Annotated in this window: 24 protein-coding genes; 19 read left to right on the forward strand and 5 right to left on the reverse strand. The window is 43.1% G+C overall.

Translation table 11 applies throughout. The features are described from left to right. The first annotated feature begins 784 nt into the window (after positions 1–784). From MJ612_RS17030 to MJ612_RS17040, 3 genes are read left to right on the forward strand one after another with little or no spacing between them, the layout of a single operon-like run. Positions 785–3,901 (forward strand): SusC/RagA family TonB-linked outer membrane protein, encoded by a 3,117-nt coding sequence (locus MJ612_RS17030; protein ID WP_187034055.1) that lies wholly within the window; start codon positions 785–787, stop codon positions 3,899–3,901. A 34-nt stretch (positions 3,902–3,935) separates the two neighbouring features. Next, positions 3,936–5,441: a SusD/RagB family nutrient-binding outer membrane lipoprotein gene (locus MJ612_RS17035; RefSeq protein WP_187034054.1), complete on the forward strand. Its 1,506-nt coding sequence runs from the start codon at positions 3,936–3,938 to the stop codon at positions 5,439–5,441. 25 nt (positions 5,442–5,466) lie between these two features. Continuing rightward, positions 5,467–6,498, forward strand: coding sequence for a DUF1735 domain-containing protein (locus MJ612_RS17040; protein ID WP_187034053.1), 1,032 nt, complete (start codon positions 5,467–5,469; stop codon positions 6,496–6,498). 120 nt (positions 6,499–6,618) lie between these two features. On the opposite strand, the gene MJ612_RS17045 is transcribed toward MJ612_RS17040, so the two are convergent. From MJ612_RS17045 to MJ612_RS17065, 5 genes are all read right to left on the reverse strand, one after another. Next, on the reverse strand, positions 6,619–7,335 hold the full coding sequence (locus MJ612_RS17045; RefSeq protein WP_187034052.1) for an SAM-dependent methyltransferase: 717 nt from the start codon (positions 7,333–7,335) through the stop codon (positions 6,619–6,621). A gap of 107 nt (positions 7,336–7,442) precedes the next feature. After that, positions 7,443–8,213 carry an alpha/beta fold hydrolase gene (locus tag MJ612_RS17050; protein WP_187034051.1) on the reverse strand — a complete coding sequence of 257 codons (771 nt, stop codon included), beginning with the start codon at positions 8,211–8,213 and terminating at the stop codon, positions 7,443–7,445. A 77-nt stretch (positions 8,214–8,290) separates the two neighbouring features. Continuing rightward, positions 8,291–9,343, reverse strand: coding sequence for a selenide, water dikinase SelD (gene selD / locus MJ612_RS17055; protein ID WP_187034050.1), 1,053 nt, complete (start codon positions 9,341–9,343; stop codon positions 8,291–8,293). A 2-nt stretch (positions 9,344–9,345) separates the two neighbouring features. Next, positions 9,346–10,374, reverse strand: coding sequence for a tRNA 2-selenouridine(34) synthase MnmH (mnmH, locus tag MJ612_RS17060; protein WP_187034049.1), 1,029 nt, complete (start codon positions 10,372–10,374; stop codon positions 9,346–9,348). 6 nt (positions 10,375–10,380) lie between these two features. Further along, entirely contained in the window at positions 10,381–11,094 is a 714-nt protein-coding gene (locus MJ612_RS17065) for a pyridoxine 5'-phosphate synthase (protein WP_187034048.1), read from the reverse strand. Between the two features lie 168 nt (positions 11,095–11,262). Here MJ612_RS17065 and MJ612_RS17070 point away from each other — a divergent pair, with 168 nt between their 5' ends. The 16 genes from MJ612_RS17070 to hemH all read left to right on the forward strand — a co-directional run bounded on the left by MJ612_RS17070 (position 11,263) and on the right by hemH (position 26,120). Then, positions 11,263–11,724, forward strand: coding sequence for a GatB/YqeY domain-containing protein (locus MJ612_RS17070; protein ID WP_187034047.1), 462 nt, complete (start codon positions 11,263–11,265; stop codon positions 11,722–11,724). Positions 11,725–11,855: 131 nt separating this feature from the next. Further along, on the forward strand, positions 11,856–12,374 hold the full coding sequence (locus MJ612_RS17075; protein ID WP_187034046.1) for a CvpA family protein: 519 nt from the start codon (positions 11,856–11,858) through the stop codon (positions 12,372–12,374). Positions 12,375–12,595: 221 nt separating this feature from the next. Then, the gene (locus MJ612_RS17080; protein WP_250419229.1) at positions 12,596–12,877 is read left to right on the forward strand and encodes a PH domain-containing protein; all 282 of its coding nucleotides are present in this window, start codon (positions 12,596–12,598) and stop codon (positions 12,875–12,877) included. 50 nt (positions 12,878–12,927) lie between these two features. Then, positions 12,928–13,497: an anthranilate synthase component II gene (locus MJ612_RS17085; protein WP_187034044.1), complete on the forward strand. Its 570-nt coding sequence runs from the start codon at positions 12,928–12,930 to the stop codon at positions 13,495–13,497. Between the two features lie 27 nt (positions 13,498–13,524). Further along, complete coding sequence (locus tag MJ612_RS17090) at positions 13,525–14,298, forward strand: alpha/beta fold hydrolase (protein ID WP_187034043.1); 774 nt, start codon at positions 13,525–13,527, stop codon at positions 14,296–14,298. Then, complete coding sequence (locus tag MJ612_RS17095; protein WP_187034042.1) at positions 14,295–14,960, forward strand: CBS domain-containing protein; 666 nt, start codon at positions 14,295–14,297, stop codon at positions 14,958–14,960. Before MJ612_RS17090 ends, MJ612_RS17095 begins: the two co-directional genes overlap by 4 nt. 46 nt (positions 14,961–15,006) lie before the next feature. After that, positions 15,007–16,350 (forward strand): POTRA domain-containing protein, encoded by a 1,344-nt coding sequence (locus MJ612_RS17100; protein WP_187034041.1) that lies wholly within the window; start codon positions 15,007–15,009, stop codon positions 16,348–16,350. Positions 16,351–16,360: 10 nt separating this feature from the next. Then, the gene (locus MJ612_RS17105) at positions 16,361–17,248 is read left to right on the forward strand and encodes an NAD kinase (RefSeq protein WP_187034040.1); all 888 of its coding nucleotides are present in this window, start codon (positions 16,361–16,363) and stop codon (positions 17,246–17,248) included. A 116-nt stretch (positions 17,249–17,364) separates the two neighbouring features. After that, a complete protein-coding gene (locus MJ612_RS17110) occupies positions 17,365–18,372 on the forward strand; it encodes a DUF6089 family protein (RefSeq protein WP_187034039.1) in 1,008 nt (335 codons plus the stop codon). A 48-nt stretch (positions 18,373–18,420) separates the two neighbouring features. Next, on the forward strand, positions 18,421–19,191 hold the full coding sequence (gene porG, locus MJ612_RS17115) for a type IX secretion system protein PorG (protein ID WP_187034038.1): 771 nt from the start codon (positions 18,421–18,423) through the stop codon (positions 19,189–19,191). Positions 19,192–19,251: 60 nt separating this feature from the next. Further along, on the forward strand, positions 19,252–19,995 hold the full coding sequence (locus tag MJ612_RS17120) for an isoprenyl transferase (RefSeq protein ID WP_187034037.1): 744 nt from the start codon (positions 19,252–19,254) through the stop codon (positions 19,993–19,995). A gap of 7 nt (positions 19,996–20,002) precedes the next feature. Then, complete coding sequence (bamA, locus tag MJ612_RS17125; protein WP_187034036.1) at positions 20,003–22,483, forward strand: outer membrane protein assembly factor BamA; 2,481 nt, start codon at positions 20,003–20,005, stop codon at positions 22,481–22,483. A gap of 16 nt (positions 22,484–22,499) precedes the next feature. Next, positions 22,500–23,162: an OmpH family outer membrane protein gene (locus MJ612_RS17130; protein ID WP_187034035.1), complete on the forward strand. Its 663-nt coding sequence runs from the start codon at positions 22,500–22,502 to the stop codon at positions 23,160–23,162. Positions 23,163–23,193: 31 nt separating this feature from the next. Continuing rightward, the gene (locus MJ612_RS17135) at positions 23,194–23,814 is read left to right on the forward strand and encodes an OmpH family outer membrane protein (protein ID WP_187034034.1); all 621 of its coding nucleotides are present in this window, start codon (positions 23,194–23,196) and stop codon (positions 23,812–23,814) included. An 80-nt stretch (positions 23,815–23,894) separates the two neighbouring features. After that, entirely contained in the window at positions 23,895–24,932 is a 1,038-nt protein-coding gene (locus MJ612_RS17140; protein WP_187034033.1) for an RluA family pseudouridine synthase, read from the forward strand. A 159-nt stretch (positions 24,933–25,091) separates the two neighbouring features. After that, positions 25,092–26,120, forward strand: a complete 1,029-nt coding sequence (gene hemH / locus MJ612_RS17145; protein ID WP_187034032.1) for a ferrochelatase — start codon at positions 25,092–25,094, stop codon at positions 26,118–26,120. Positions 26,121–26,202 lie beyond the last annotated feature (82 nt).

Genomic DNA, 26,202 nt, shown 5'->3' on the forward strand with positions numbered 1-26,202 from the left:
GCGCCGATGGTACTGGGGTCACACCCGGGAGAGTAGGTGGCCGCCAACCCTATCTTGCAACACCCCGCTTTAGCAATAGAGCGGGGTGTTTGCGTTTAAAGCCCCTCTCCACGCCCGCTCCCGGGCTACCGGCTTTAGTCTAAAGTGGTAGCGAGTGGCTGGCGCGGCACCGCTCAAAGCAGGGGCAACATTGTAGGTGGTAAGAAGCTGTCGTGATGATCAGCTAGAAAGATTTTAAGACGAAGGAAGCTAGACAGAAGGGAGCGCTTGGCTGGGGAGTGGGAGGTTTAAAAGAAGTTCCAATACTGATAGCAGATAAATTTATAAAGTTTAAATTCCAAACTTTATCAAATTAGTTTTACCTAGCCAACAAATGCTTTTCTGTAATATTTGTAATTATATAATTTGAAGTTGTAAAAAAATAACTATATACTATTTTTTTATATCTTAATATTGCTTTTATTTGCTATAGTTATTCTTTTTTAATAAAATTGAATTATCTCTCACTACATTTATTAATGAATGGTAAAAGATTTACTAATCAACCCTTCCTATTTTGAACTAATTACTTTTATAGTTCTGCGCGTTTCCTGTACGCAAAATCTCTTCCTCCCTCAGCCTGGTTTATAAACAAGAGAGAAAATTAAGACAATATTATTAACAGTACCTTAAAGAATTTTTTATTATTAATATAATAGTTCATTAATATTTAGTTTCATTTTTATGGCTTAAAATCTTGCAGGAATAATTATTACACACTTTAAACAAATTAAACAGACAGACAATGAAAAAACTTCTAATGCTGACGTTCCTTCTGGTGTCCGCCTTGCTGCAACAGGCAATGGCCCAGAGTCGAACAATCACCGGTAAGGTGACAGATGCTTCCACAAATCAGCCGTTACCAGGTGTAACAGTACTGGTAAAAGGAACTACTGTAGGTACTGCTTCTACTGTAGATGGTTCTTATACCATTAATGTGCCTGAAGGTGGTAATACACTAGTTTTCCGTTACATTGGATATGTAACTACAGAGCGCGCTATCAGTGGCAACACAGTTAACGTAGCACTTCCTGTTGATGCGAAACAGTTAGGGGAGGTTGTAGTAACAGCTCTTGGTATCGAAAGACAGAAAAAAGAGATTGGTTATGCTACTACTACTGTAACAAACGAAGTGGTTACCAGAGCGAATCCTGTAAACATTGCTAATGGTTTACAAGGAAAAGTTGCTGGCTTGAACATTTCTACAGTTAACAATGGTGTATTCGAAAACGTGAAGATTAATCTTCGTGGTATCCGTTCGTTAACAGGTAATAACAACCCACTCCTGGTAATTGATGGAATTCCTGCAGACCTAAATTACTTGTCTTCTCTAAACCCTAATGATATTGAAAGCACAAACATCCTTAAAGGTGCTTCTGCTGCAGCTATCTACGGTCCGGATGCTAGAAACGGTGTGATTATCGTTACTACTAAAAAAGGTTCTGGTGATGATAAGCCAGTAATTACACTTAGCCATTCAACTCAATTACAGCAAATTTCTTTCTTCCCTAAGTTCCAAACTAAGTTTGGTAGCGGTGGTTATGGGGAATATGTTCCATATGAGAACTGGTCATGGGGGCCTGCATTTGATGGTTCTGAAGTAGAAATTGGCCAACCACTTGAAGATGGTTCAGTTCAGAAAGTGAAGTATAGCCCAACAAATGAGCGTGAAGATTTCTTCAATACTGGTGTTGTTACTCAGAATGATATATCTTTTGCTTCAAAGAATTTCTATATCAGCTTACAGGATGCTAACATTAAAGGTATTGTTCCTCACGATGAGAACCGCAGAACAGGTATCCGTTTAAATACCTCTAATGAGTATGGTAAATTTAAAGTAGGTTTCAATACCAACTATATCCAGCAGAATTATAACATCTTTGATGACAATTCTATGGCTGATTACCATGCAGCTCAGAACGTAGGTCTGAACCAAGGTTTGATGAACCTAATCTTCAACACTCCTGCTCAAATTCCGATCACTTCTTACAAAGACTTCAAGAATAACAAGTGGGCTCAGTACAACAACTATTTCAACGACTACGGTCTGAACCCATACTTCGCTATTGATAACTGGAGACTTGACGGTAAGAGAGAAGATTTATTAACTAACGCTGACTTCAACTTTAAAGCGACTGATTGGTTAAACATATCTTACAGAGCTGGTTTAACTTCTCGTACAATCACTGAAAGAGAATCATCTAAAGGTGAGATACCAACTGTGTTTGGTGTAGAGAAGAGAGGTTTCAGCCCGATACCAGGTACTGTACAAGAGAGATCTTATAAGAGCACTCGTTTATCATCTGAGTTATTTGCTAACTTAAGCAAAGAGATCAATGAGAACTTTAAAGTTACCGGTGTTGTGGGTACCTACGTACGTCAGACTGATGCCCGTGATACAAGAGTTGGTGCTACAAGCCTTGTTGTTCCTGAGTTATTTAACATCGATAACTTAGTAGGTCAGCTTGATGGTTCTTCTCCATTCGCTCGTACAAGACTATTCTCTATCTATGGTAGCGCAGGCTTAAGCTACAAAGGGTGGGCGAACGTTGAGGTTACTGGCCGTAATGACAGAACTTCAGTGCTTGCTATGGATAACAACTCGTTCTTCTACCCTGGTGTGAGTGGTTCATTAGTATTATCTGATGCAATTGGTGCTCTTCAGAACAATAACATAGTTTCTTACGTGAAATTAAGAGGTTCTTGGAGCAAAACAGGTAACGCAGATATATCTCCTTACTTATTAGCTGCTACTTTCTCTCAGGCAAGTGGTTTCCCTTATGGTACATTGCCAGGCTTTACTGCTAACAATACCAAATATGACGCTGCATTAGAGCCAGAGTTTATCGAATCAAAAGAAGTTGGTATTGAAACTGGTTTCCTTGATGGAAGAATCAACATTGATGCAACTTACTACCACCAGAACAACGACAACCAGATCATTCCGATCAACGTGTCTTCAGCAACTGGTTATACAAGCGCGTTCGTAAACGCTGCATCATTTATCAACAGAGGTGCTGAATTAGACTTGAGAATTACACCACTTGTAGAACTTGGCGATGTTAACATCGAATTCAGAGGTAACGTTTCTTACAACGATAACGAAGTAACCAGCGTTTACCAGGGTCTTGATGAAATTGCTCAGGGTGGTTACACAACTGCTGCTAACTATATCGTAAATGGTCAGCCAGCATTTGTTATCAAAGCTTCTGATTATGCAAGAGACCCACAAGGTCGTGTAATTGTTGACCGCTTTACCGGTTACCCTGTTGCAGACCCATCAGTGAAGCAATTTGGTCGTACTTTACCAAAATGGATCCTTGGTCTTAACCCATCGGTTAGCTGGAAAGGCTTAAACCTGTCAGTACTTGGTGAGTACAAAGGTGGTCACATTGCTTACCACAACATTGGTAGTGCGATGGCATGGACTGGTGTATCTGCTCAGTCAGGTCGTAACAATCGTGACAGATTTGTATACCCTAACTCTGTTTACGAAGATCCTGCGAACGAAGGCCAGTACATCGAAAACACTGACATCGCTATCAGCAATACTAACGACTTCTACACTGGTGTATTCAGATCAACAAACTCTAACTTTATCACTAGTGCAGCACACTGGAGATTACGTGAAGTGGCATTAAGCTATGAGCTGCCTACTTCATTAGTTTCTCGCCAGAATGTAGTAAAAGGTATTACTGTGTCATTAACAGGTAGAAACCTGGCACTTTGGTTGCCTGAAACAAATGAATTCCAGGATCCTGATTTTAGCTTCACAACTGAAGGTAACACAGCAGGTATCACTAACTCAAACATTAACCCTCCAACCCGCACGTTTGGTGGTAATGTAACACTGAGATTCTAAGGAATAAGAAGATTTAAATTCTAAAGGTATTAAAATGAAAAAGCTTATATATCCAATCCTCAGCCTGGTGATGCTTTTCGGAGCAACATCCTGCGGTGATGATTTCTTTGATATTAACACAAACCCTAACTCTCCGACAGAAGAGTCTATAACGCCTCAGTTGATCATGCCAAGAGCTTTGCATGCAACTGCAGCAAGAATGGCTACTTCTTATGATTTCTCTGCACACTGGATGGGTTACTGGGCACGCTCAGGTACTTATGGACCAAGCACAGAACAGGAGTCTTATAACATTACAAATACTTACCAGCAGGATGAGTGGAATGGCTGGTATGATATCCTGACTGATGTTAACCTGATGGAGAAAAAGGCAACAGTTGCTAACCAGAATTATTACCTGGGTGCGGCTAAAGTTATGAAGTCTATAGGCTTTATGTACTTAGTTGACCAGTATAACAATGTGCCATATTCAAAGGCTTTTGATCTTTCTGGCAATATTCTTCCAGCTTATGACCAAGGCGCAGATATCTATGACAGCCTTTTAATTGAGCTTGATGAAGCTGCTGCTCTTTTTGCTCAGCCAACTGAAGATGCTGCTAACCCTGGTTTTGCTGAAGCAGACATCATGTTTGGTGGTGATGCAACTATGTGGCGTAAACTGGTTAACACACAGCGTCTGAAGTTACTGGTTCGCCAGTCTGAAGTTCCAGGATTTAATCCTTCAGCTGAAATTGCTAAAATCGAAGCTGATGGTTCAGGCTTCCTGATGAGTGGTGAAACAGCTGCAGTTAACCCTGGCTATGCTGCTGTTGATGGCCAGCAGAATCCTTTCTACAATACGTATAAAGAATCTGCTCTTGGTGCAACTGACCAATACAACAGAGCGAACAACTATGTTCTTAACAAAATGAAGAACAGTGGTGATGTTCGTTACCAGTACTACTTCTCTGAAGCAGCTGTTCCACTTAATAATAACTTATACTATGGTTATAATTTTGGTGAAGTACTTCCAAACAACGACCCTTACAAGCACGCTAACTCATCTGATGTAGCTGGTCCAGGTCTTGCTAAGAGTGCTTCTCAGGACCAGTGGTTATTTACTTCTGTTGAAAGCTTGTTCTTACAGGCTGAAGCAACACAAAGAGGTTGGTTAGCAGGTGATGCTAAAGCAGCTTACGAAGCGGCTGTAACAGAATCTTTCAAATGGTTAAAGGTTGCTAATGCGGAAGCAGCAGCTCAGGATTATCTAGCTAATGGTGGTACGATTTCTAGCTGGGATGATGCTACAGATAAGATCAGACTTATCGTGATGCAGAAGTACCTTGCGTTAGTAGGTATCAATAACTTTGAAGCATGGGTTGACTACAGAAGAGTAGGTGTACCTGCTGATCTTCCTTTATCATTAGCTCCAAGCCGTGGTGGTAACGGTATTCCTAAGCGTTTACTATACCCTCAGTCTGAGTATAGCTACAATGCAGCAAACGTTGCTAAAGAAGGAACTATCAGTGCACAAACATCAACTGTGTTCTGGGATAATTAATAAGTAAAAAATTAAGGATACGAAAATGAAACTAACTAAAATACTACCATTAGCTCTTCTGACAGTAGGACTTACGTCTTGCTTAGATGACGAACCTATTACAGGTAGAACCGAGGATGCGCAGAACATTATTGAGTTCCTTGAGACTCCGACTGCGCCTGCAACAGAAGGTTATATCCTGCCAGTGTACAACAGAATATTTGATGTAGTTCCTTCTACTACATTTGAAGTGACTGTTAACTACGCAGGTACAAGTGTTGCACCTGAGGATATCGAAGTAGGTATTGTTGTAGATGAGGCTGCTCTTGATGCATATAATGAAAAGATTATTGCTGATGAAAGAGCTCATCTTATCGAAATTGGTGAAGACCCGGAAGATGCTGAGGCACATGTTGCTGGCGAATTATTTGACCTAATTCCTGCTGAGCTTTATGAAGTACCTTCTTCCGTAACAATTAAGAAAGGTGAAAGACAAGCAACTTTTGAAGTTACAGTAAGACCTGAACTATTTGACTTTGCTTATAAATATGGTTTACCTCTGACATTAACTGCTGATGAGAAGTACAATGTAAGCGGTAACTTTGGTTCTGGTATCTTCCAGCTTGGTGCTAAAAACAAGTATCATGCTAACTATTCAGTTACTGCTACTTCTCCGATGGTTGATAAGGTAAATGCTGCTTTAGTAGGATACTACCCACTGGATTCTGACCTAATCACAACTGGTGCCAGATCTGTTGTAATGTACTCCTGGACTTACCTGGGTGGTTATGAAGGTCACCCTATTAAGAATGGTACTGCAGGCTCTTATTATGGTAGTTTTGCACCTGTATTCCACATGGATGAAGCTGGTAATGTAATAGACGTTACAAACTATTATGGTCAGCCGGCTGGTAACGGTAGAGCTGCAAAACTTAATCCTGAAGGAGTAAATAAATGGACATTTGATGCTGAAGGTAATCCAGAATCATTGGAAGTGAGCTACATTATGGTTCAAGCTGGTGCAGATCGTACCTTCTTCCATGAGAAGTGGACATTTGAAGGAGAAGCTAAGAAATAGTATTAGCAAAACCTTATAGTATAAAAGCCCTTGCCAATCAGGCAAGGGCTTTTTTTTTTAAGACATCTGAACTGAAGATGTTGGGAGAGGTCTGTAAGGTATTATGCTAAAAGTATAAATTTACCTGTAGATCAAAAAAACAGTCGGTTGCTTATGTATATCAGGTAGGTTGCCATGCCATTGTTTTATAGTTTTGGTATGGATGAACTCATGCTCTGGCGATGTGATATTGGCAGCTATGCAAAGTTTAGTTTCTGGGTGAAGGGTGGTAAGCAGATCTTCAAGCAATTTGTTATTGCGATAGGGTGTTTCCATAAAGATCTGGGTCTGGTTACGCTGTTGCATCTCTTTTTCCAGCTGTCTCAGGGCTTGCAGACGTGGCCCTTTATCTATGGGCAGGTAACCATGAAAAGCGAATTGTTGTCCGTTGAAACCACTTGCCATTAAGCTGAGAAGTATAGCCGAGGGACCGGCGAAAGGTATGACCTTTAAATTTTTTTGGTGAGCATATTTTACTACTTCTGCACCTGGATCTGCTATACCCGGGCAACCTGCTTCTGAGATTATACCTGCATCTACTCCTTTTTCCAGTAGCGGTTTAAGAGAAGCCTGTACCTGAGCGGGAGTAGCATCCTTATCAACCTGCACAAATGTGAGCTGCTCAATTACCATTTCCGGACAAATTAATTTCACAAAACGACGTGCTGTGCGCAAATTCTCAACTATAAAGTAAGTAAGGTTATGCACCGTGTCTTTTACCTGCGGAGATATAACCTGTTCTGCTGTACCTTCTGCGAGTATAGTTGGAATAAGATATAATGTGCCGGTCTTGTTCATGTTACAAAAGTATAAAGTATAACGGAGATGGAAATAGAAAAGCTGCCACTGCTAATGTGCAACGACAGCTTTAGATTTAATTAAAATAAGTCATTGTAAACTGGTAATTACTCAGCACTCAAGAATGTAGTTACCAGATCATAAACTTTATCAGGAGCTTCGGCATGTACCCAATGACCGGCTTCCGGTATAGTTTCCACTTCCACCTGGGTAAATAAGTGTTCAATATTGGTATACACATCTTCAGGAAGGATATACCTGGACCTTCCACCTTTTATAAATAGTGCACTCTTTTTAAAAGGAATATCAGAAGTTATTGGAGCGGCTATTTTTTCATAGTTTTTCTCAATGGCACCTAAATTCATGCGCCAGCCAAAGGTATTATCTTCTTTTCGGTAGAGGTTCTTCATCAGGAACAGACGTACTTCATCTTCCTGAATAGTTGTGGCTAATTGCGCATCTACTTCGTTGCGGCTGGTTGCTGTTGCCAGATCAACTGACTGTAGTGCATCTATGATCTCGTCATGATGTGGTGGGTAAGCTTTAGGGGCAATATCAACGACTATAAGTTTAGTGATGCGGGTTGGATATTTAAGGGCATAGTTCATAGCAACTTTGCCTCCCATTGAATGTCCCATTATTGCTGGCGTTGGTATCTGCAACTCATCAACCAGTCGTAATACATCATCAGCCATAGTATCGTAATCGTGCTGCTCGTCGTGTGGTGAACGCCCATGATTACGAAGATCGACTAAAAATACATTGTAATGTTCTGCCAAGCGCTTTGCCAGTGTCTGCCAGTTATCAGAAGTGCCAAATAAGCCATGAAGTATAATCAAGGGCTGGCCATGGCCCAACTCTCTATAGTGTAGTTTCATTTATAACAGTAATCAGTTAACAGTAAATAGTTATCAGCTTATCAGCTTACGTTTATGTAAACTAGAAGTATAAAAAGCTATAAAACCTTGATCAACGTGTCTTCAGCGCCACGCTCTTTCAAAATACCCAATGGCTGAAGATCTAAGTTATACTTTGTAAACAGCTGTAGCACTTCATCCCGGCCAGCAGGATCTACAGCTACTAACAAGCCGCCGCTGGTTTGGGGGTCGCAGAGCAGATGTTTCTGATCTGGGGTAAGGTCTGCTATTTTATGGCCGTAGCTGTCGAAGTTTCGGTGTGTGCCGCCAGGTATAGCTTTTTGTGCAAGGTAATCCAGTGCTTCTTTGATTACAGGAACTTTATCAAAGTATACTTCAGCTGCCAGATTACTGCCTGCGCACATTTCAGATAAGTGGCCTAATAAACCGAAACCAGTTACGTCAGTCATAGCTTTTACCTGTGGCAGTTGGCCCAGTTCAGCACCAATCTTGTTTAGCTGCATCATTTGTTGTGGAGCTAAGTGTGCGTGCTCTGGTTTAAGGATGGCTTTTTTCTGAGCAGTGGTAAGTATGCCTACTCCAATCGGTTTTGTTAAGTATAGTTCGCAGCCTGCGGTGGCCGTGTCGTTACGTTTCAGGTTGGGGATATCAAGCATGCCGGTTACAGCCAGGCCGAAAATTGGCTCAGGGCTGTCGATGCTGTGGCCGCCGGCTAAGGGTATACCTGCTTCGTGGCAGATGCTGCGGCTTCCTTCTATTACACGCTTGGCAACTTCCGGGGCCAGTTTATCTATAGGCCATCCCAGCACAGCAATTGCCATCATCGGATTTCCGCCCATCGCATAGATATCCGAAATAGCGTTAGCCGACGCGATACGACCGAAATCATAGGCATCATCCACAATCGGCATAAAGAAATCGGTGGTACTGATAACAGCGCGGCCATTGCCAATGTCGTACACGGCAGCATCGTCGCGGGAGCTGTTGCCTACCAGTAGCTTGTCGTTGTCGGGGTACGTGATGTCAGAATGAAGTATAGCATCGAGTACTTTTGGGGCAATTTTGCAGCCGCAACCGGCACCGTGGCTGTACTGGGTAAGTTTTATATCTTGTGTGGATGTCTCTTCCATAATTAAATCAGGTTATTGGTTTTAGCAAAGCTTAGTATCTGCTGTGCGTTCTCTTCGGGATCTATACTTTGCAGTGGCAGCGTAAGTACCTGTTGCTTTGGTTTGAGTTGGTAATGGTATGCTTTGTCGTAATAGGTTAGGGCAATCTCTACCATCTTTTCCATATCGCCGGTGGCAATGGCATCCAAAGCTTCTTGGGTTGCCAAACCGCCAAGTCGTTTCTTTATCTTAAGTATAGAAGTTTCAAGTATAGCTTTGTCGGTGCGGCAATATTCGTGAGCCAGCTTCTGTACACGTAGTTGTTTTGGTACATCGATAACTATGGTTGGCCGCTGTTGCATATAAGTATAAAACTCATGCGGCATTTTAACACGGCCTATAGTTACGCTTTCGTCTTCGAGCCAGAGTGCTTGCTGCGGATCTAACTTTAACAACTCTGATCCCAGCAGATTCTCGAATTGCTCTGTAGTAGGTTGTTGCGGCATGCCTATACTTCCGAAGGCAGAGCCCTTATGGTTCGCCAGTCCTTCCAGGTCTATAGTTTGCTGACCAAATTTTTGCAGGTAAGATAGGATATCAGTTTTGCCACTGCCCGTAAAGCCACTAAGTATAAGTATAGGCCAGAGTCTTATAAACTGCTCCTGTATGAAATGTCGGTACGCTTTATAGCCGCCCTGCAGCAAATGCACTTTAAAACCAGCAAAGCTCAGGAGCCAGGCCATGGCCCCGCTTCGCATGCCGCCGCGCCAGCAATGCAACAACACTTCTTTATCGGGAGCAATTTTAGTAGCTTCTTTTACAAACTGAGACATCTTAGGACCGAACAGATCCAAGCCAAGTAATACTGCCGGGTCGTGGCCCTGCTGCTTGTAAGATGTACCAACTATAGCCCGCTCATCGTCTGAAAAAATAGGGAAGCTTTGAGCTTGCAATATATGGCCAGCTTCGTACTCTTTGGGAGCACGTGCATCCAGCACAGGCAGCTTTTCAGCTTTCTGCAGAAACTCGTCTATAGTTATGGAGTTTATCAAAGTCGGTTATTTAAGCTGGCGCAGGTATAGCTGTATCGTGTTCTCCAGGCCAAAGTATAAAGCGTCGCAGATCAGGGCGTGGCCTATACTTACTTCCAGCAAACCCGGCAGATTATCTTTCAGGTACTTCAGGTTGTCCAGGTCCAGGTCGTGACCGGCGTTTAGGCCGATGCCATATTCCTGAGCCTTTACAGCAGCTTTTACATAAGGGACTATAGCTGCTTCGCGGTTGGTATGGTAGCGGCGTGCGTAATCTTCGGTGTATAGTTCTACGCGGTCGGTACCAACTATAGCTGCACCTTCAATCATGCTTTCCATCGGGTCCACGAAAATAGAGGTGCGGATTCCCAGGCTTTTCATCTCAGAGATTATATCCGTCAGGAAATCTTTGTGCTTTATTGTATCCCAACCGGCGTTTGAGGTAATGGCATCCGGTGCATCGGGTACAAGCGTTACCTGCTCCGGCTTCACGTCTTTAACAAGCTTCAGAAAATCAGGAGTCGGGTTGCCTTCTATGTTAAATTCGGTAGTAACTATAGGTTTCAGGTCGTACACATCCTGGTAGCGGATATGGCGCTCATCGGGACGTGGGTGCACGGTTATGCCCTGTGCTCCGAAACGCTCGCAGTCTTTTGCCGCCTGCACTACATTTGGCCTGTCGCCGCCGCGGGCATTACGCAGCGTGGCTATTTTGTTTATATTTACACTCAGTTTGGTCATGTTGCTGGTTGGCCGGTTTACTGCCGGCTATAGTTAATCTAAACGAGATGACTAAATTAATGGAAATTTAAATAAGATGTTATGCCCGGTGCGTTGCCTCTAAAGCAAAAGCTCCGTAGAAGTAGCGTAACACCTTGTGCTGATACATACTATAAAATATTAAAAACTATGACCTTAAAAGAAAGAGTAGAAGGCGATATAAAGCAGGCCATGCTGGCGAAAGATAAACCACGCTTACAGGCTTTAAGAAGTATAAAATCGCTGATACTGCTGGCCGAAACTGAAAAAGGCGGCGGCGAAGGCTTAACCCCCGACACAGAACTTAAACTGCTGACGAAAGCAGCCAAACAGCGTCGCGAATCGGCGGAAGTATATACCCAACAGAACCGCGAAGACCTGGCGCAGATTGAACTGGGCGAACTGGCTGTAATAGAAGAATACCTGCCAAAACAGTTGGATGAAGGCGACCTCCGTACCAGATTACTGGAAATCATTCAGCGTGTAGGCGCAACCGGCCCTTCTGATCTGGGTCGTGTAATGGGTGTAGCGTCTAAAGAACTGGCTGGCCAGGCAGATGGTCGTGCCATCTCTTCGGCGGTAGGTGCGTTACTTAATAACACCGATTTTTAATTACTCAAAGAAGTATATAGTATAGCACTGGTTTATTTTGGTGCACAATACTGATTATAGTTATCTTAGCGCTGCTGCATTGGCTTTACACCAGTGTAGCAGCGTTTTGTTTATACTTATACTTTCGCTGCGTGAGTACCTTCGATTATTTCCTGCTGGTTCCGATCTTGTTTGGCGCATTTATGGGCTACCGTAAAGGGTTGCTGCTGGAGTTAGTGTCGTTGGTGGCGCTAGTGGTGGCTATACTTGGCGGACTAAAACTGTTGCACGTGGCGCTGCCTGTAGTTCGGGATTTTGTAGGCGATGTGGGCGGTGTGCTGCCTTACTTTACGTTCCTGCTTGTTTTCATCGGAATTATACTTGCGGTATATCTGCTCGGCTTCATCCTAAAAAAGGTATTAGACTTTACTCCCTTCGGCTTTTTCGATAATGTGCTGGGAGCTATACTTGGCGCTCTGAAATGGTGCTGCGCTATCAGTTTGTTGCTTTACGTTTCCGATATGGCTGGTATCAGCATCACCCCTGAAACCGCATCCGAATCTATAGTTTACCCGGTTGTGCTTAAAGCTACGCCTTATGCTTTGGATATTCTGGGGTATGTGCTTCCGTTTGTGAAGACGTTGATCTCTTCTTTGAAGGGGTTCTTTTAATTAATTTGATAATGTGAAGATTTGTAAATTTGAAGATGATCTAATTCTTAAAATGTAATAGATCAGAAGTATAAATCCCCATGAAAGAATATAAAGCAAATCGTAGAGCTCCTATACCTTACTTAATAGTTCTCCTGGTGCTATTACCTTTTGTAATTTATATAACCAACACTGAAGGTTTCTCTGAGCGGCCATATATACTTCTGCCTTTAATAGCACCTATGGGGTTACTATTACGGGTATTCTACGGAACCTTGTATAAAGTGGAAGATGGCAAACTAATGTATAAGTCAGGATTTCTATGGAGCGAGATCAATATCAGCAACATCCGGCAGCTTGTAATCGGCGAAACTATGTGGGTAGGTCTTAGGCCAGCGAGTAAAGGTATTATTGTAAAGTATAATCGCTACGACGAGATCTACATCGCCCCGGAAAACAACCTGGAGTTAGTAGAAGATCTTAAAACTATAAACCCAAGTATAGAAATCATCTATAAAGACTAATTCAATCCATCTCCAAATCCCCACATCTCCAAATTTCCAAATCAAACCCCATGCTTCTCCTGCTCGATAATTTTGATTCGTTTACCTATAACCTAGTGGATTACTTTGGCCAGTTGGGTGTGGAGGCGCATGTGGTGCGGAACAATGTGCCCTTGTCAGAGATAAAAAAACTGCCAATTGAAGCTATAGTTCTATCGCCGGGGCCAGGAACACCGAAAGGGGCAGGGGTGCTGATGGATGTGATACACGAATACCACGAACGTGTACCGATGCTGGGCATCTGCTTAGGGCATCAGGCGTTGGGCGAATTCTTTGGGGCAAAGCTGGAGAAGGGTGAAAAACCCATGCATGGTAAGATCTCTGAAATAACCTGTGAGCCTGATCCGATCTTTAAAAACCTGCCAGCAAAGATGCCGGTGGTGCGGTATCATTCGCTGGTGCTGCGTCATACGCCGCCAAGTATAATTCCGCTTGCACATACTGCTACTGGCGAGCTAATGGCATTTAAGCATAACACACTGCCATTATATGCGTTACAATTCCATCCGGAAGCTGCCTTAACTACTTATGGTTTAGAAATGCTTCGAAATTGGGTTAGTATTGCTAATATTGCAGTATAATTTATATCTTTTGTTTAGTTTTCCCTCATGGATTTACAAATCAGAAAAGACGGCGAATTTCAGTATATAGATGAAGGACAAGGTGAAGTGTTGTTATTGCTTCATGGTTTGTTTGGTGCCCTGAGCAACTGGAAAGGTGTTGTAGATTACTTTTCTCAGAATTACCGGGTGGTTATTCCACTCATGCCTATTTACGAAATGTCGCTGCACAAAGCAGGCGTACCAGGTTTGGTGCACTTTGTAGAAGACTTTGTAAAGTTTAAAAAGCTTGATAATCTGTCGTTGCTGGGTAACTCCCTTGGCGGACATGTAGCGTTGGTTTATACTTTAAATAACCCGGATAAAGTAAAGCGCCTGGTTCTTACCGGCAGCTCTGGCCTGTTTGAAGACTCTATGGGTGGGTCGTTTCCGAAGCGTGGCAACTACGAGTATGTAAAAGAGCGTGTAGAGTATACTTTCTACAGCCCTGAAACAGCTACCAAAGAGCTGGTGGATGAAGTTTTCAACATTACGAACAGCAATGCCAAGTGTTTGCGTATTATAGCTATCGCCAAATCGGCGCAGCGCCACAACATGGCAAAAGATATCACAAACATTAAAGTGCCAACCCTGTTAATCTGGGGATTGAACGATACTATTACGCCGCCATTGGTAGCACATGAGTTTAACAGGCTCATCCCGAATTCGGATTTATACTTTATTGATAAGTGCGGACATGCACCAATGATGGAACATCCGGAGAAGTTTAATAGTATCTTAGAGAAATTTTTAAGTAAAACTACCGTAGAACAAACTACATGATCGCAGAAGAACTCATCAACCAAATGATCCCGCCGCTTAAACTCTATGATACCGTAGAGAAGGCGTTGCGCTGGATGGATGAGTTCCGTGTTAACGATCTGCCTGTGGTAAGCAATCGCAAATACCTGGGCATGGCTACTGAATATAGTTTAGTTGATCTGGTAGACCGTAACATAACGCTAAAAGAGGTAGAACTGGAACACAAAGATGTTCATGTCATGCACTTTCAGCATTTTTACGATGTAATGGAGGCTGCCATCAAGAACAAGATACAGGTAGTGCCCGTGCTGGACGAGATGCAGGAGTATATGGGTATTATAACTATAAACGATACCCTGGCTGCTTTCGGGCAGATGTCGGCCTTGCAGGGGCAGGGCAGTATACTGGTGCTGAGCATGCCTGAGCGCGACTATTCCCTGAGCCAGATCAGCCGCCTGATAGAAGAAGAGAATACCAAAATTCTGAGTGCTTATGTGTCACCTGACGAGCTGGACCCCTACAGCATAAAGCTGACGCTTAAGTTAAATGCCACCGACCTTTCCCGTATAATTGCTACACTCGAACGGTTTGAGTACCGTGTTACTGCCCAGTTCCAGGATAGTAATTCTTTTGACGTGGGTAAAGATCGGCTGGATATGTTATTCAAGTACCTGGATATTTAAAAAGGTGCTGCGCGTTTGTCTGCTTCTGGGTCTGCTGTTATGCTGTATGGTTGCAGGTGCATCGCCTTGTACGGTTCCGGTTGCAGTTATACACGAAGTACAGTTGCAGGGCAACGAAACCACAAAAGACTTTGTGCTGCTCCGCGAACTCACCTTTCAGGTTGGAGATTCAGTTAAAGTTGAGAACCTGGAAAACCTGCTCGAAGAAAACCGCAAACGCATCTATAATCTCAGGCTCTTTCATTATGTAAACTATAGCTATACTTGTAACGAGGGGCTGGTTATAGTTACTTACCAGGTACAGGAGCGCGTATACCTGTATCCCATTCCTATCTTCGATTTTGCAGACCGTAACTTTAATGCCTGGCTCGAGAAAAAAGACCTGAACCGCATCGATTACGGATTTACCCTAACGCGTAAAAACTTCAGGGGCCGGAATGAAGATGTGCGCCTGCGCCTGCAGCATGGCTTTAACCGCCGGATAGAACTATCTTACCGCGTACCATACTTAGCTGGCAGCCGAAACTTTGGTTATGAGATTGGTGTAGCAGATTACCGCAGCCATACGATCAGCTATAACATACTTAACAACCGGCAATATTTCTTTGAGCAGGAGGAAGGCATGCCTATAAACCGAACAGGTGTTGCTGCCGCCATTATTCACCGGCAAAGTGTGCAGCGGCAATCAGCGCTCCGGCTTTCCTACAATCACGAAGAGATATCAGATACTGTCGTCTCCCTGAATCCGGACTATTTTAATACAGATAAAACTAACCGTAACTACATCAGGGTGGATCTTAGCCGTGCTGTAAACCAACGGAACACATTTGCCTATCCTTTAACAGGCAGTTACTTTGATGCAGGTATAGGCCATGCTTTTTTCCTGAATGATACAGGCACCGGGTTTACAACTGCCCGGGCCAAGTATGTAACGTATACTGCATTACCGCATAAATTTTATTATACTGTAGGTGCAGAAGCACAAGTGCGTATAGGTAGTAACTTTGCCGTTACCGATAACATTGCACTGGGCTATAGGTCGTTAGTGCGCGGCTATGAACTGTATGTGGTGGGCGGGCAGCATTACGGCCTGTTTAAGCAAGGGCTCTCTAGAGAACTGTTCAACATCAAAGGCATCCACCTGAAGTTTATCCGTAGTCCTAAGCTAAACACAGTGCCGCTAGCTTTATACTTAAATGCCTTTACAGATGCCGGCTATACTATAGATAATACTTATGAAGCCAGTAACCCGCTTACCAACCGGTTGTTATTGGGTGGCGGTATTGGGCTGCATGTGGTAACATTTTACGATATTGTGCTGCGCGGAGAGTATACTGTTAACCGTGAAGGCGACCGGGGCCTGTACCTGAACATGGGGTATCCATTTTAAAGAACTGCTTATGAAGATTGCTATACTTGGTAAACCATTCAGCGAACGTATCGCACCTTTCATACAAAAGCTATTCGATGAGCTGTTGCTGCGCAAAGCTGACATCATGCTGGTAGAGCATTTCCAGTTATACCTGCAGAATACCTTAGAAATACCTAACGATATACCCACCTTTAAGCGCGGCGATGACCTAACCGGCGTAGATGTGGTATTAAGTATTGGCGGAGACGGTACCTTACTGGACACAGTTACTTATGTAGGAGCACAGCAGATTCCTATACTTGGTATAAACACTGGCCGCTTAGGCTTTCTGGCCACCATCTCACACGACAGTATAAACGTTGCACTCGATGCACTTTACAAAGGCCATTATACTTTAGACGACCGCGCACTTATCCGGGTAGATTCCGATCAGGAGATTTTTGATGGCATTAACTTCGGATTAAATGAGTTTAGCGTACTAAAACGCGATAGTTCATCTATGATTGCGGTGCATACGTATATTGATGGTGAATACCTGAACTCTTACTGGGCAGATGGGCTGGTTGTGGCTACGCCAACCGGGTCTACAGGGTACTCACTAAGTGCCGGAGGTCCGTTAGTGCTGCCCCAAACCAACAATTTTATCATTTCACCCGTATGTCCTCACAATCTGAATGTGCGGCCCATGATAGTATCAGACAGAAGTGTGATCTCTTTTGAAGTGGAAGGCCGTAGCAGCAGTTACCTTGCCTCTCTCGATTCCAGATCTGTACCTGTTGATATGAATGTTCAGTTAGCTGTTAGGCGAGAAAACTTCGTGGCAAGGTTAGTTAAGTTGCATCATGTTAACTTCCTATCAACGCTGCGCAGTAAGCTTAACTGGGGTATAGATAACAGGAATCTCTTCCAAAAGTGATGAAGATTAAATATATAAAATATTATTTCTTTAATAATACTTAATCTTTATTTTTGTCTTTGTAACTTAAGGAGAGGTATCTGTGAGTAACAGGCACTTACATAGCATTTATTCATATGAGAAAAATTTGTACCCTTGTTCTGCTGCTTACTTTTGCCATGACCCTGGTGTCTACTGATGCAGATGCTCAGCGCTTTACCTTGAGGAAGCGGTACGCATCTGTAGGAGTGCATCTGGGAGCGATGAATTACTTTGGTGATATCGTGCCTGAGCCGGATTTTACCAGTCTTCGCTTTAAATCAACAAGACCAAACATAGGTATAACCTATACTTACCGTTATTTTCCACGTATCTCTGTCCGTGCCAGCTTAAACTGGGGGCGCATTATAGGTGATGACGTGAAAAGTGCAGCACTGAATGAAACAGAGAACGCAGGGCGTTACAGACGTAACCTGTCTTTCCGAAACGACATTAAAGAACTAAGTGCAGTAGCTATAGTTGACCTGTTCGAGAACCGTCAGACTTACCGCCGCCGTCCGGACTTTGTGCCTTATGGTTTTGTGGGGGTGGCTGTGCTGCATCATAACCCAAAAGCATATTATGAGTCTGGCTCTCACCCGGGCTTAGCCGGAGACCAGGATATACCTACTGGCTGGTATGAATTGCAGCCACTGGGTACCGAAGGGCAACATATTGACGGCGCAGGTAACCCTGAACCCTATAAACGCGTTCAGGTTGCTATACCATTTGGCTTAGGTGTACGTTACAAACTTGACAGATACTGGGACCTTAGCTTTGAAGTAGGCTGGAGAAAAACATTTACAGATTACTTAGATGATGCAAGCTCTGCTTATGTTGATAAGGCTTCGCTTTTAAGCTCTGCAAACGGCAGCCCTAACAGACAGGCATCCGCTATTTTCTCTGACCGTAGTGCTGAAGGGGAATTTACAAGCTCAATAATAGCAGATCCTAATCCAGGCGTTCCTTACAAGCGTTTAAATGGTTACGGAACGCCGGCCAATCAGCGTCGGGGCGATAAAACAGATAAAGACTGGTATATCGTATCCGGCGTAAACATAAATTATATTTTAACACCTAGAATCAGAAGTCCGAAGTTTAGATAATAGAACATAGTACTGTTCGTTGTTACCTAAACTCTGTTCAGCGAATACATGACTTTACATAGAATCCGACAAGCACTCCTTATTTGTGTAATGCTGCAAATAGGGAGTGCTTTTTTTAGCACAGAAGCTATCGCCCAGCGTTCTGTTTCTACAAGTGAGATAGGAGTAGGTATAGGTGGCGCCAACTATAAAGGAGAACTTGCGCCTAATTACCGCTTTCTTAATAATCAGCCTGCAATTACGGGCTTCTACCGCCGCGACCTAACCAATACATTTACAGCCAGAGGCGGCGTTATGCTTAGCCACCGGATAGTAGATGATAACACCATAGGAGATGCTGTGCAGGATCTGCCGTTATCAGATTACAGGCAGGCGGAGCTGCGACTGAGCTTAGCTGAAGTATCACTGGTCATGGAGTATAACTTCCTGGATTATTATGACCTTTCTCAAAAGATACGCCTATCCCCATACTTCTTTGCAGGGGTAGCAGGCCTCATCTATAACAAAAAGCTTACAACAGATAATCCTGCTCTGGAACCCAGGTTAAATAAAGTATTTGATACTGATCTTACTATCAGCGTGCCTTTTGGGGTAGGTGTAAAGTATGCGCTTAGCAAGCACTGGAACCTTGGTCTGGAGTTTGGTACCAGAATGCTATTTAACGATAACATGGATTTCCTGCAGGAAGTAGATGGTAAAGATGTGGCCAACCCCTATGATAAAGACTGGTATTACTACAACGGCATTAGCCTTTCTTATACCATTTACAGAATTAATTGCCCACCTCCTTACAAACGCCAGCCCGGCATATTGGATTAACCATTTAATTTTTAATTAAATTGCTTTGCTTTTTGTAACTTGCAAGGAAATTGTGGTTAAATGGATCTTAGGGAGAAAGTAGATATAAACAATTTACCCAAGCACATAGCCGTTATTATGGACGGTAATGGGCGTTGGGCTAAGCAACGTGGGGGCTTACGCATTTTCGGGCATAAGAACGCAATTACTGCTGTCCGGGAAACAGTTGAAGCTGCTGCTGAGCTTGGTGTTGAATACCTGACCCTATACGCATTCTCTACAGAGAACTGGTCCAGGCCAGCAAGTGAGGTTTCGGCACTGATGCAGCTTTTAGTAACAACTATACGCAAAGAAACCGCTACACTTAACAAAAATAATATCCGCTTACAAACTATAGGCGACACAGAAAGTTTGCCTAAAAGTTGCCGCCAGGAGCTACAGGAAGCCATTGAAATAACAAGTGGTAACTCCCGGATGACGTTAGTGTTAGCCCTTAGCTATAGTGGTCGTTGGGAGCTTGCGCAGGCCATGCGAAAGCTGGCAGGTAAAGTAGAGCAAGGCGAAATTTCAGCAGCAGAGATAACTGAAGGCATGATAGCTGATCATCTGGCTACAGCAGGTATGCCAGACCCTGAACTACTCATACGTACAAGTGGCGAAATGCGCATCAGTAATTTTTTACTATGGCAATTAGCTTACACGGAATTATACATAACAGAATTGCTTTGGCCGGACTTCCGGAAAGAGCATCTATACGAAGCAATATTATCTTACCAACGTCGCGAAAGACGCTTCGGTAAGACCAGTGAACAACTAATCAAGTAAAATATTAATGGCAAGATGCATCTGGGTGCTGTTTTTCCTGCTTCTGGCAGGCACAGCCTCTTCTCAAGTTCTTAACAACACTACGCAGACAAACCCTGTTGATTACACGCAGCCGCGCCAGTACCAGATTGGAGGCATTACGGTAAGCGGAGCAAACTTCTTAAATCCGGATGCCCTTATAGCTGTTACTGGCCTCAAGGTAGGTGACGAAATTACGGTGCCCGGCGAAGACATCAGCCAAGCCATACAAAAATTATGGGCGCAAGGTATTATCGGAGATATAGATGTAACGATCTCCCGTGTTGAGGGCAACCAGATATTCCTGGACTTCAATCTGAAAGAGCGCCCACGCCTTTCCCGCTTCACTTTTTCAGGTATAAATAAATCGCAGCAGGAAAACTTGAGCGAGAAAATAAGCCTGCAGCGTGGTAAAACCGTGAACGATGCTACCCTGAACAGCACCCGTACTATAATAAAGAATTACTTTGCTGAAAAAAGTTACCTGAACGCAAAAGTAAGTATGACACAGCGTCCGGATTCGCTATTGCCTAACAGTGTAGTGCTTGATATTAAAATTGATAAAGGAGATAAGGTAAAGATCGGGGATATTGATATAGTTGGTAACGAAGCTTTCTCTGACAGAAAGCTGGAAAAGCAGATGAAGAAAACAAAGGAGAAAAGCCTCTTTAATATTCTGTCATCTTCTAAGTTCCAGGAAGCTGAGTATGAAAACGACAAGCAACTACTGCTTGATTTTTATAATTCTGAAGGTTACCGTGATGCCGTTATTGTTTCTGACTCTGTTTACAGGATAAGCGACGACCGACTGGGCATACAAATAACAGTAGATGAAGGCAAACGCTACTACTACCGAAACATCACCTGGAAAGGAAATTACCTATACGATGATGCTTACCTGACGAAGGTATTAGGTATTGAGAAGGGTGATATTTATAACCGTCAGGAACTTGATAAGCGTTTGAACTACAATCCAACTGGAATTGACGTATCAGCCCTTTATCAGAATGATGGTTACCTGTTCCAAAGTATAGATCCTGTAGAGGTAAGAATAGAAGGCGACTCTATAGACTTAGAGATGCGTGTGTATGAAGGACCGCAGGCTACTATCAAGAATGTAGTTGTTACAGGTAATACAAAAACAAGCGAGCACGTAGTGCGCAGAGAGTTACGTACATTGCCTGGCGAAAAGTATAGCCGTGACGACCTGATCAGAACACGAAACGAACTGGCAGCTTTAGGTTACTTCGATCCTGAAAACATCGGGTTACAGCCTATTCCAAACCAGGCAGATGGTACCGTGGATATTCATTATTCAGTTGTAGAAAGACCAAATGACCAGATCAGTTTATCAGGTGGTTGGGGTGGCCCTATTGGTGCTGTAGGTACTGTAGGTTTAACACTTAACAACTTCTCTACCCGCAAATTCCTGACACTATCTGAGTGGAGACCAGTGCCAAGCGGCGATGGGCAGCGTTTGTCACTAAATGTTCAGGCAAACGGTAAATATTACCAGTCTTACTCACTATCGTTTACAGAGCCCTGGTTAGGAGGCCGCAATCCGAATTCATTAACAGTAGGTTTATTTAAAACTGTAAGACGCGTGCCAAGAGCGGAGCAGGATGAACGCTTGAACGTAGATGGTGCATCTGTGAGCCTGGGCCGCAGACTTAACTGGCCGGATAACTACTTCAACATTACACATACACTGTCTTACAACAGATATAAACTTGATAACTATACCCAGCTATTCGCTGATTTTACAACTGGTACATCAAACAGTATCTCGTTTATAAATACACTTTCACGCTATAGTATAGATAACCCAACCTTCCCTACACGTGGTTCTCAGCTTTCGTTAAGTATAAACCTGACACCACCTTACTCACTGTTCCAGGAAGGAAAAGGTAAGTATGAATACATTGAATTCAATAAATGGATGTTCGATGCATCGTACTTTATAAACTTGGCAGGAAAATTGGTATTGAATACAAGGGCACATTTTGGCTTCCTAGGTAAGTATAGCTCAGATGCAGACTATGGTCCGTTTGAGCGCTTTAAATTAGGTGGTTCTGGTCTTGGTGGTGGTAACATCTTTGTTGGAACAGAATATATCGGCTTGCGCGGTTATGAAGATGAAAGCGTTGTAGATACAAATGATCCTGAATTATTACAGGCAGGTGGTATCGCTTATAACAAGTTTGTAATGGAACTACGCCAGTTGATTTCGCCTAGCCCGGCGGCTACCATTTATGGTCTGGCTTTCGTAGAGGCAGGTAACAACTTCGGTTCGTATACTAACTATAATCCGTTTAAGCTGTACCGTTCGGTGGGTGTAGGTGCCAGAATATTTATGCCTGCGTTTGGCTTGCTAGGATTTGACTATGGCTGGAGACTAGATGATATACCAGGTCAGCCGGGTGCGAAGAATGGTATGTTCCACTTTATTATAGGGCAGCAGCTGCGCTAATTAAAAAGGAATCAGTATGAAAAAGTTTTTGTTCATCTTTTTAGCGGGCTTTTTTCTGGCGCATATTTCCAATGCACAGAAGATTGGGTATATTGATTCCAACTTTATACTTAGCAAAATGCCTGCTTATGGCAAAGTGCAGCAGGAGATGGACAAGTATGCTGAAACCTGGCAGAAAGAAATAGAAAGCCTGCAGCAGGAAGCAGATAAATTAAAACAGGAATACCGCGCGGAGGAAGTGCTTCTTACAGAAGAAATGAAGAAGAAGCGCCAGGCCGAGATCAACAAGAAAGAAGTTGAAGTGCGCGATTACCAACGTAAGGTTTTTGGCTACGAAGGTATGATGTTTAAGCGCCGCCAGGACCTGATGCGGCCGATACAAGACGAAGTTTTTACTGCGGTAGAGAAAGTTTCTAAAGCACGCCAGATAGCTATCATGTTCGATAAATCCGGTGACCTTGTAATGATCTATACCAACCCGATACATGATTATACAGAGTATGTGCTGGAAGAACTGGGGTTAGCCTCAGATAAAGCTAATACAAAAGGGAAACAACCAGCAGACGCACTTAAAGAAAATCCGGATGATCTGCCAGCTGTAGGCGAAGGAGAGGAAGAAGAGCAGAAGCCGGTACAGGAACCAAAAAAGCCAACAACCAAAAAGAAGCCTAACAACTAACTATTATACTTTATTATTAATTAACCAACCAATGATGAACAAGATCAAAACCTTAGTAGTAGCGTTTTTACTGATCAGCTTTGCGTCTTTCGCACAAAGCAGCGACCAGCCTTTAAAGATTGGTTATACTAACGTTGAATACATCTTACTACAGCTTCCTGAAAGCAAGCAGATAGAATCTTCTCTTAAAGACCACAGCACACAGTTGGAAAACCAGCTGAAAGGAAAGTATGCAGATTACGAAAGCAAACTACAGGCTTACGAAAAAGGTGCTGCCACTATGGATAAAACCATTCGTGAAGACAAAGAGAAAGAACTGATGAACCTGAACAACTCAATCCAGGAGTTTCAGCGTAACGCACAGCAGTCTCTGCAGCAGAAAGAAAAGTCTTTAGTTGATCCGGTTATCGCTAAAATCGACAAGGCTATCAAAGATGTGGCAAAAGAGAATGGTTATACTTATGTAATCAGCAACCAGGCTTTATTAGCTGGCCCGGAAGATGGCGATATCTCTCCGCTTGTGCTAAGAAAGCTAGGTGTAGACCCATCAAAAGCAAAGGCAGCTGAGCCTGCTGCAGCTAAACCAGCAGCAACTACACCAGCAAAAACTCCGGCTAAAACGCCAGCTAAAAACACCAAGAAGAAGAACTAATAACGTACTTCCTTATAGTTTTGAAAGCCGAAGTGTAAACCTCGGCTTTCTTTTTATTTATAGCTTATAGCAAAATACCAGTGGCAGCTTACGAAGAACAGGATATAACAACAGAAGACTCAGACGAACTATATGAACACCATCGCATAATTGTAGATAAAGGGCAGGCACTGCTCCGTATCGACAAGTTCCTGATGGACCGCCTGGCAAATGTAACTCGTAATAAATTACAGGAAGCCATACGGGCGGAGTCGGTGCAGGTAAACGACAAGCCGGTAAAGGTAAGCTACAAGGTAAAACCTTCGGATGTTATAACCATTACACTGGCAGAGCCACCGCGCGATACTGATATAGTGCCGGAGAACATTCCGTTGGATATTGTGTATGAGGACGAGGAATTACTGTTGGTAAATAAACCTGCCGGAATGGTAGTGCATCCTGCCTACAATAACTGGACGGGTACTTTAGTAAATGCGCTTACCTACCACCTGCAAAACCTGCCAACCAGCCGTAATGGCGAAGGCCGCCCCGGTCTTGTACACCGCATCGATAAAGACACATCCGGTTTGCTGGTAATTGCTAAAACTGAGTATGCTATGGCTTTTCTGGCAAAGCAGTTTTATGACCATACAATAGAACGTACCTATTATGCCTTGGTGTGGGGTGAGCCAAAATCAGATTCAGGTACTATAACCGGCAATGTAGGGCGCAGCGCAAAAGACCGTAAGGTAATGAAAGTTTACCCGGATGGTTCTTATGGTAAGCACGCTGTAACGCATTATAAGGTCCTCAGGCGCTTTAAATACGTGTCACTGGTACAATGTAACCTCGAGACAGGTAGAACGCACCAGATACGCGCGCATATGAAGTATATTGGCCACCCGCTTTTCTCGGACGCAACTTATGGTGGCGACAAAATTTTGTATGGAACACCAAACGGCACTTATAAAGCTTTTGTAGATAACGCCATGAAGCTGATGCCTCGCCAGGCACTGCATGCTAAATCACTGGGCTTTATACATCCTACAACTAAACAGGAGCTATACTTCAACTCTGATCTTCCAGACGACTTTACTTCGGTGCTGGATAAATGGGAGTTGTATGAGAATGCAGAATAAAAGTATACAGGAGGTATAACTATCTACTGTAAGTTAAAACATTCTGCGTATTTACTGATTTACAAGATTGTATATTTATATAAAAAGAGGTGATATTTCTCATCAAATAGATAGAGTTATACTTTGTATCTTTGAAACTGATAAGCATTTATACTTTAGATGAGCAAAAGAAACATGGGTAAAATTGGTGTTCTGCTGGTAAACCTCGGAACTCCGGATACACCTGAAACTCCTGATGTAAGAAAGTACCTGCGCGAGTTCCTGTTGGATAAGCGTGTAATAGATATAAACCCGGTTGGCCGTTACTTCCTGATAAATGGAATAATTGCTCCTTTCCGGGCTCCTAAATCTGCGAAAGTTTACAAAGAGCTATGGACCGAGCGCGGTTCACCTTTATTGTTCCATGGGCTTGACCTTAAAGAGAAGCTGCAGGTTGCTCTTGGCGATAATTATCATGTGGCTTTTGGTATGCGTTACCAAAGCCCAAGTATAAAAAGCGCTTTAGAAGAACTTCGCGATAAAAGTGTAGACCGTATTATTGTGCTGCCTTTGTTCCCGCAGTATGCATCGGCTTCAACCGGGTCTGTGCAGGATAAAGTGATGGAAATTGTGAAGGACTGGTGGGTTATACCAAGTATAAACTTTATTTCTTCTTTCTGCGATGACCCCGGGTTTATAAAAGCATTTGCCGAGCTAGGCAAGCAACACATGGCAAAAGATAACTATGATCATGTAATCTTTAGTTACCATGGATTGCCGGAACGACAGGTTTTAAAAGGAAGCGATAAAGGTTATTGTAAGCTAGGCTCTTGCTGTAACAGTTATAACAAGCGGAACAAATACTGCTACCGTGCGGCCTGCTTTGCCACCTCAAGGTTACTGGCAGAACAACTTGGGCTAAGCGAAGATCAGTATACAGTAACATTCCAGAGCCGCCTGCTGAAAGACCCGTGGTTGCAACCATACACTGATGAGGTTTTAAAAATGCTTCCTGCTAAAGGTATAAAGAAAGTACTGGCCTATAGTCCGGCATTTGTAGCTGACTGCCTTGAAACTACTGTAGAAGTTGGCTCAGAATTTAAGGAAATGTTCGAACATGCCGGTGGTGAAAAATGGCAACTGGTAGAAAGCCTTAATTCAGAACAGATCTGGGTTGATGCTGTTAAAGATATGATTCTACAGCATTAAGTTTTAAAAAAGAAGATATTTGAAAGAGACCCAAAATAAAAGAGCCGCTGACATTAAAATCAGCGGCTCTTTTATTTTGTAG

This window comes from Pontibacter deserti (genome assembly GCF_023630255.1).
Taxonomy (GTDB): Bacteria; Bacteroidota; Bacteroidia; order Cytophagales; family Hymenobacteraceae; genus Pontibacter; species Pontibacter deserti.

Coding starts and splice junctions, on each gene's coding strand:
- MJ612_RS17035 (WP_187034054.1), top strand. CDS start 3,936: ATGAAAAAGCTTATATATCCAATCCTCAGCCTGGTGATGCTTTTCGGA.
- bamA (WP_187034036.1), top strand. CDS start 20,003: ATGGCAAGATGCATCTGGGTGCTGTTTTTCCTGCTTCTGGCAGGCACA.
- MJ612_RS17065 (WP_187034048.1), bottom strand. CDS start 11,094: ATGACCAAACTGAGTGTAAATATAAACAAAATAGCCACGCTGCGTAAT.
- MJ612_RS17100 (WP_187034041.1), top strand. CDS start 15,007: ATGGTTGCAGGTGCATCGCCTTGTACGGTTCCGGTTGCAGTTATACAC.
- MJ612_RS17110 (WP_187034039.1), top strand. CDS start 17,365: ATGAGAAAAATTTGTACCCTTGTTCTGCTGCTTACTTTTGCCATGACC.
- MJ612_RS17095 (WP_187034042.1), top strand. CDS start 14,295: ATGATCGCAGAAGAACTCATCAACCAAATGATCCCGCCGCTTAAACTC.
- MJ612_RS17070 (WP_187034047.1), top strand. CDS start 11,263: ATGACCTTAAAAGAAAGAGTAGAAGGCGATATAAAGCAGGCCATGCTG.
- MJ612_RS17030 (WP_187034055.1), top strand. CDS start 785: ATGAAAAAACTTCTAATGCTGACGTTCCTTCTGGTGTCCGCCTTGCTG.
- MJ612_RS17130 (WP_187034035.1), top strand. CDS start 22,500: ATGAAAAAGTTTTTGTTCATCTTTTTAGCGGGCTTTTTTCTGGCGCAT.
- MJ612_RS17080 (WP_250419229.1), top strand. CDS start 12,596: ATGGGGTTACTATTACGGGTATTCTACGGAACCTTGTATAAAGTGGAA.
- MJ612_RS17085 (WP_187034044.1), top strand. CDS start 12,928: ATGCTTCTCCTGCTCGATAATTTTGATTCGTTTACCTATAACCTAGTG.
- hemH (WP_187034032.1), top strand. CDS start 25,092: ATGAGCAAAAGAAACATGGGTAAAATTGGTGTTCTGCTGGTAAACCTC.
- MJ612_RS17135 (WP_187034034.1), top strand. CDS start 23,194: ATGATGAACAAGATCAAAACCTTAGTAGTAGCGTTTTTACTGATCAGC.
- porG (WP_187034038.1), top strand. CDS start 18,421: ATGACTTTACATAGAATCCGACAAGCACTCCTTATTTGTGTAATGCTG.
- selD (WP_187034050.1), bottom strand. CDS start 9,343: ATGGAAGAGACATCCACACAAGATATAAAACTTACCCAGTACAGCCAC.
- MJ612_RS17050 (WP_187034051.1), bottom strand. CDS start 8,213: ATGAAACTACACTATAGAGAGTTGGGCCATGGCCAGCCCTTGATTATA.
- MJ612_RS17045 (WP_187034052.1), bottom strand. CDS start 7,335: ATGAACAAGACCGGCACATTATATCTTATTCCAACTATACTCGCAGAA.
- MJ612_RS17040 (WP_187034053.1), top strand. CDS start 5,467: ATGAAACTAACTAAAATACTACCATTAGCTCTTCTGACAGTAGGACTT.
- MJ612_RS17105 (WP_187034040.1), top strand. CDS start 16,361: ATGAAGATTGCTATACTTGGTAAACCATTCAGCGAACGTATCGCACCT.
- MJ612_RS17090 (WP_187034043.1), top strand. CDS start 13,525: ATGGATTTACAAATCAGAAAAGACGGCGAATTTCAGTATATAGATGAA.
- MJ612_RS17120 (WP_187034037.1), top strand. CDS start 19,252: ATGGATCTTAGGGAGAAAGTAGATATAAACAATTTACCCAAGCACATA.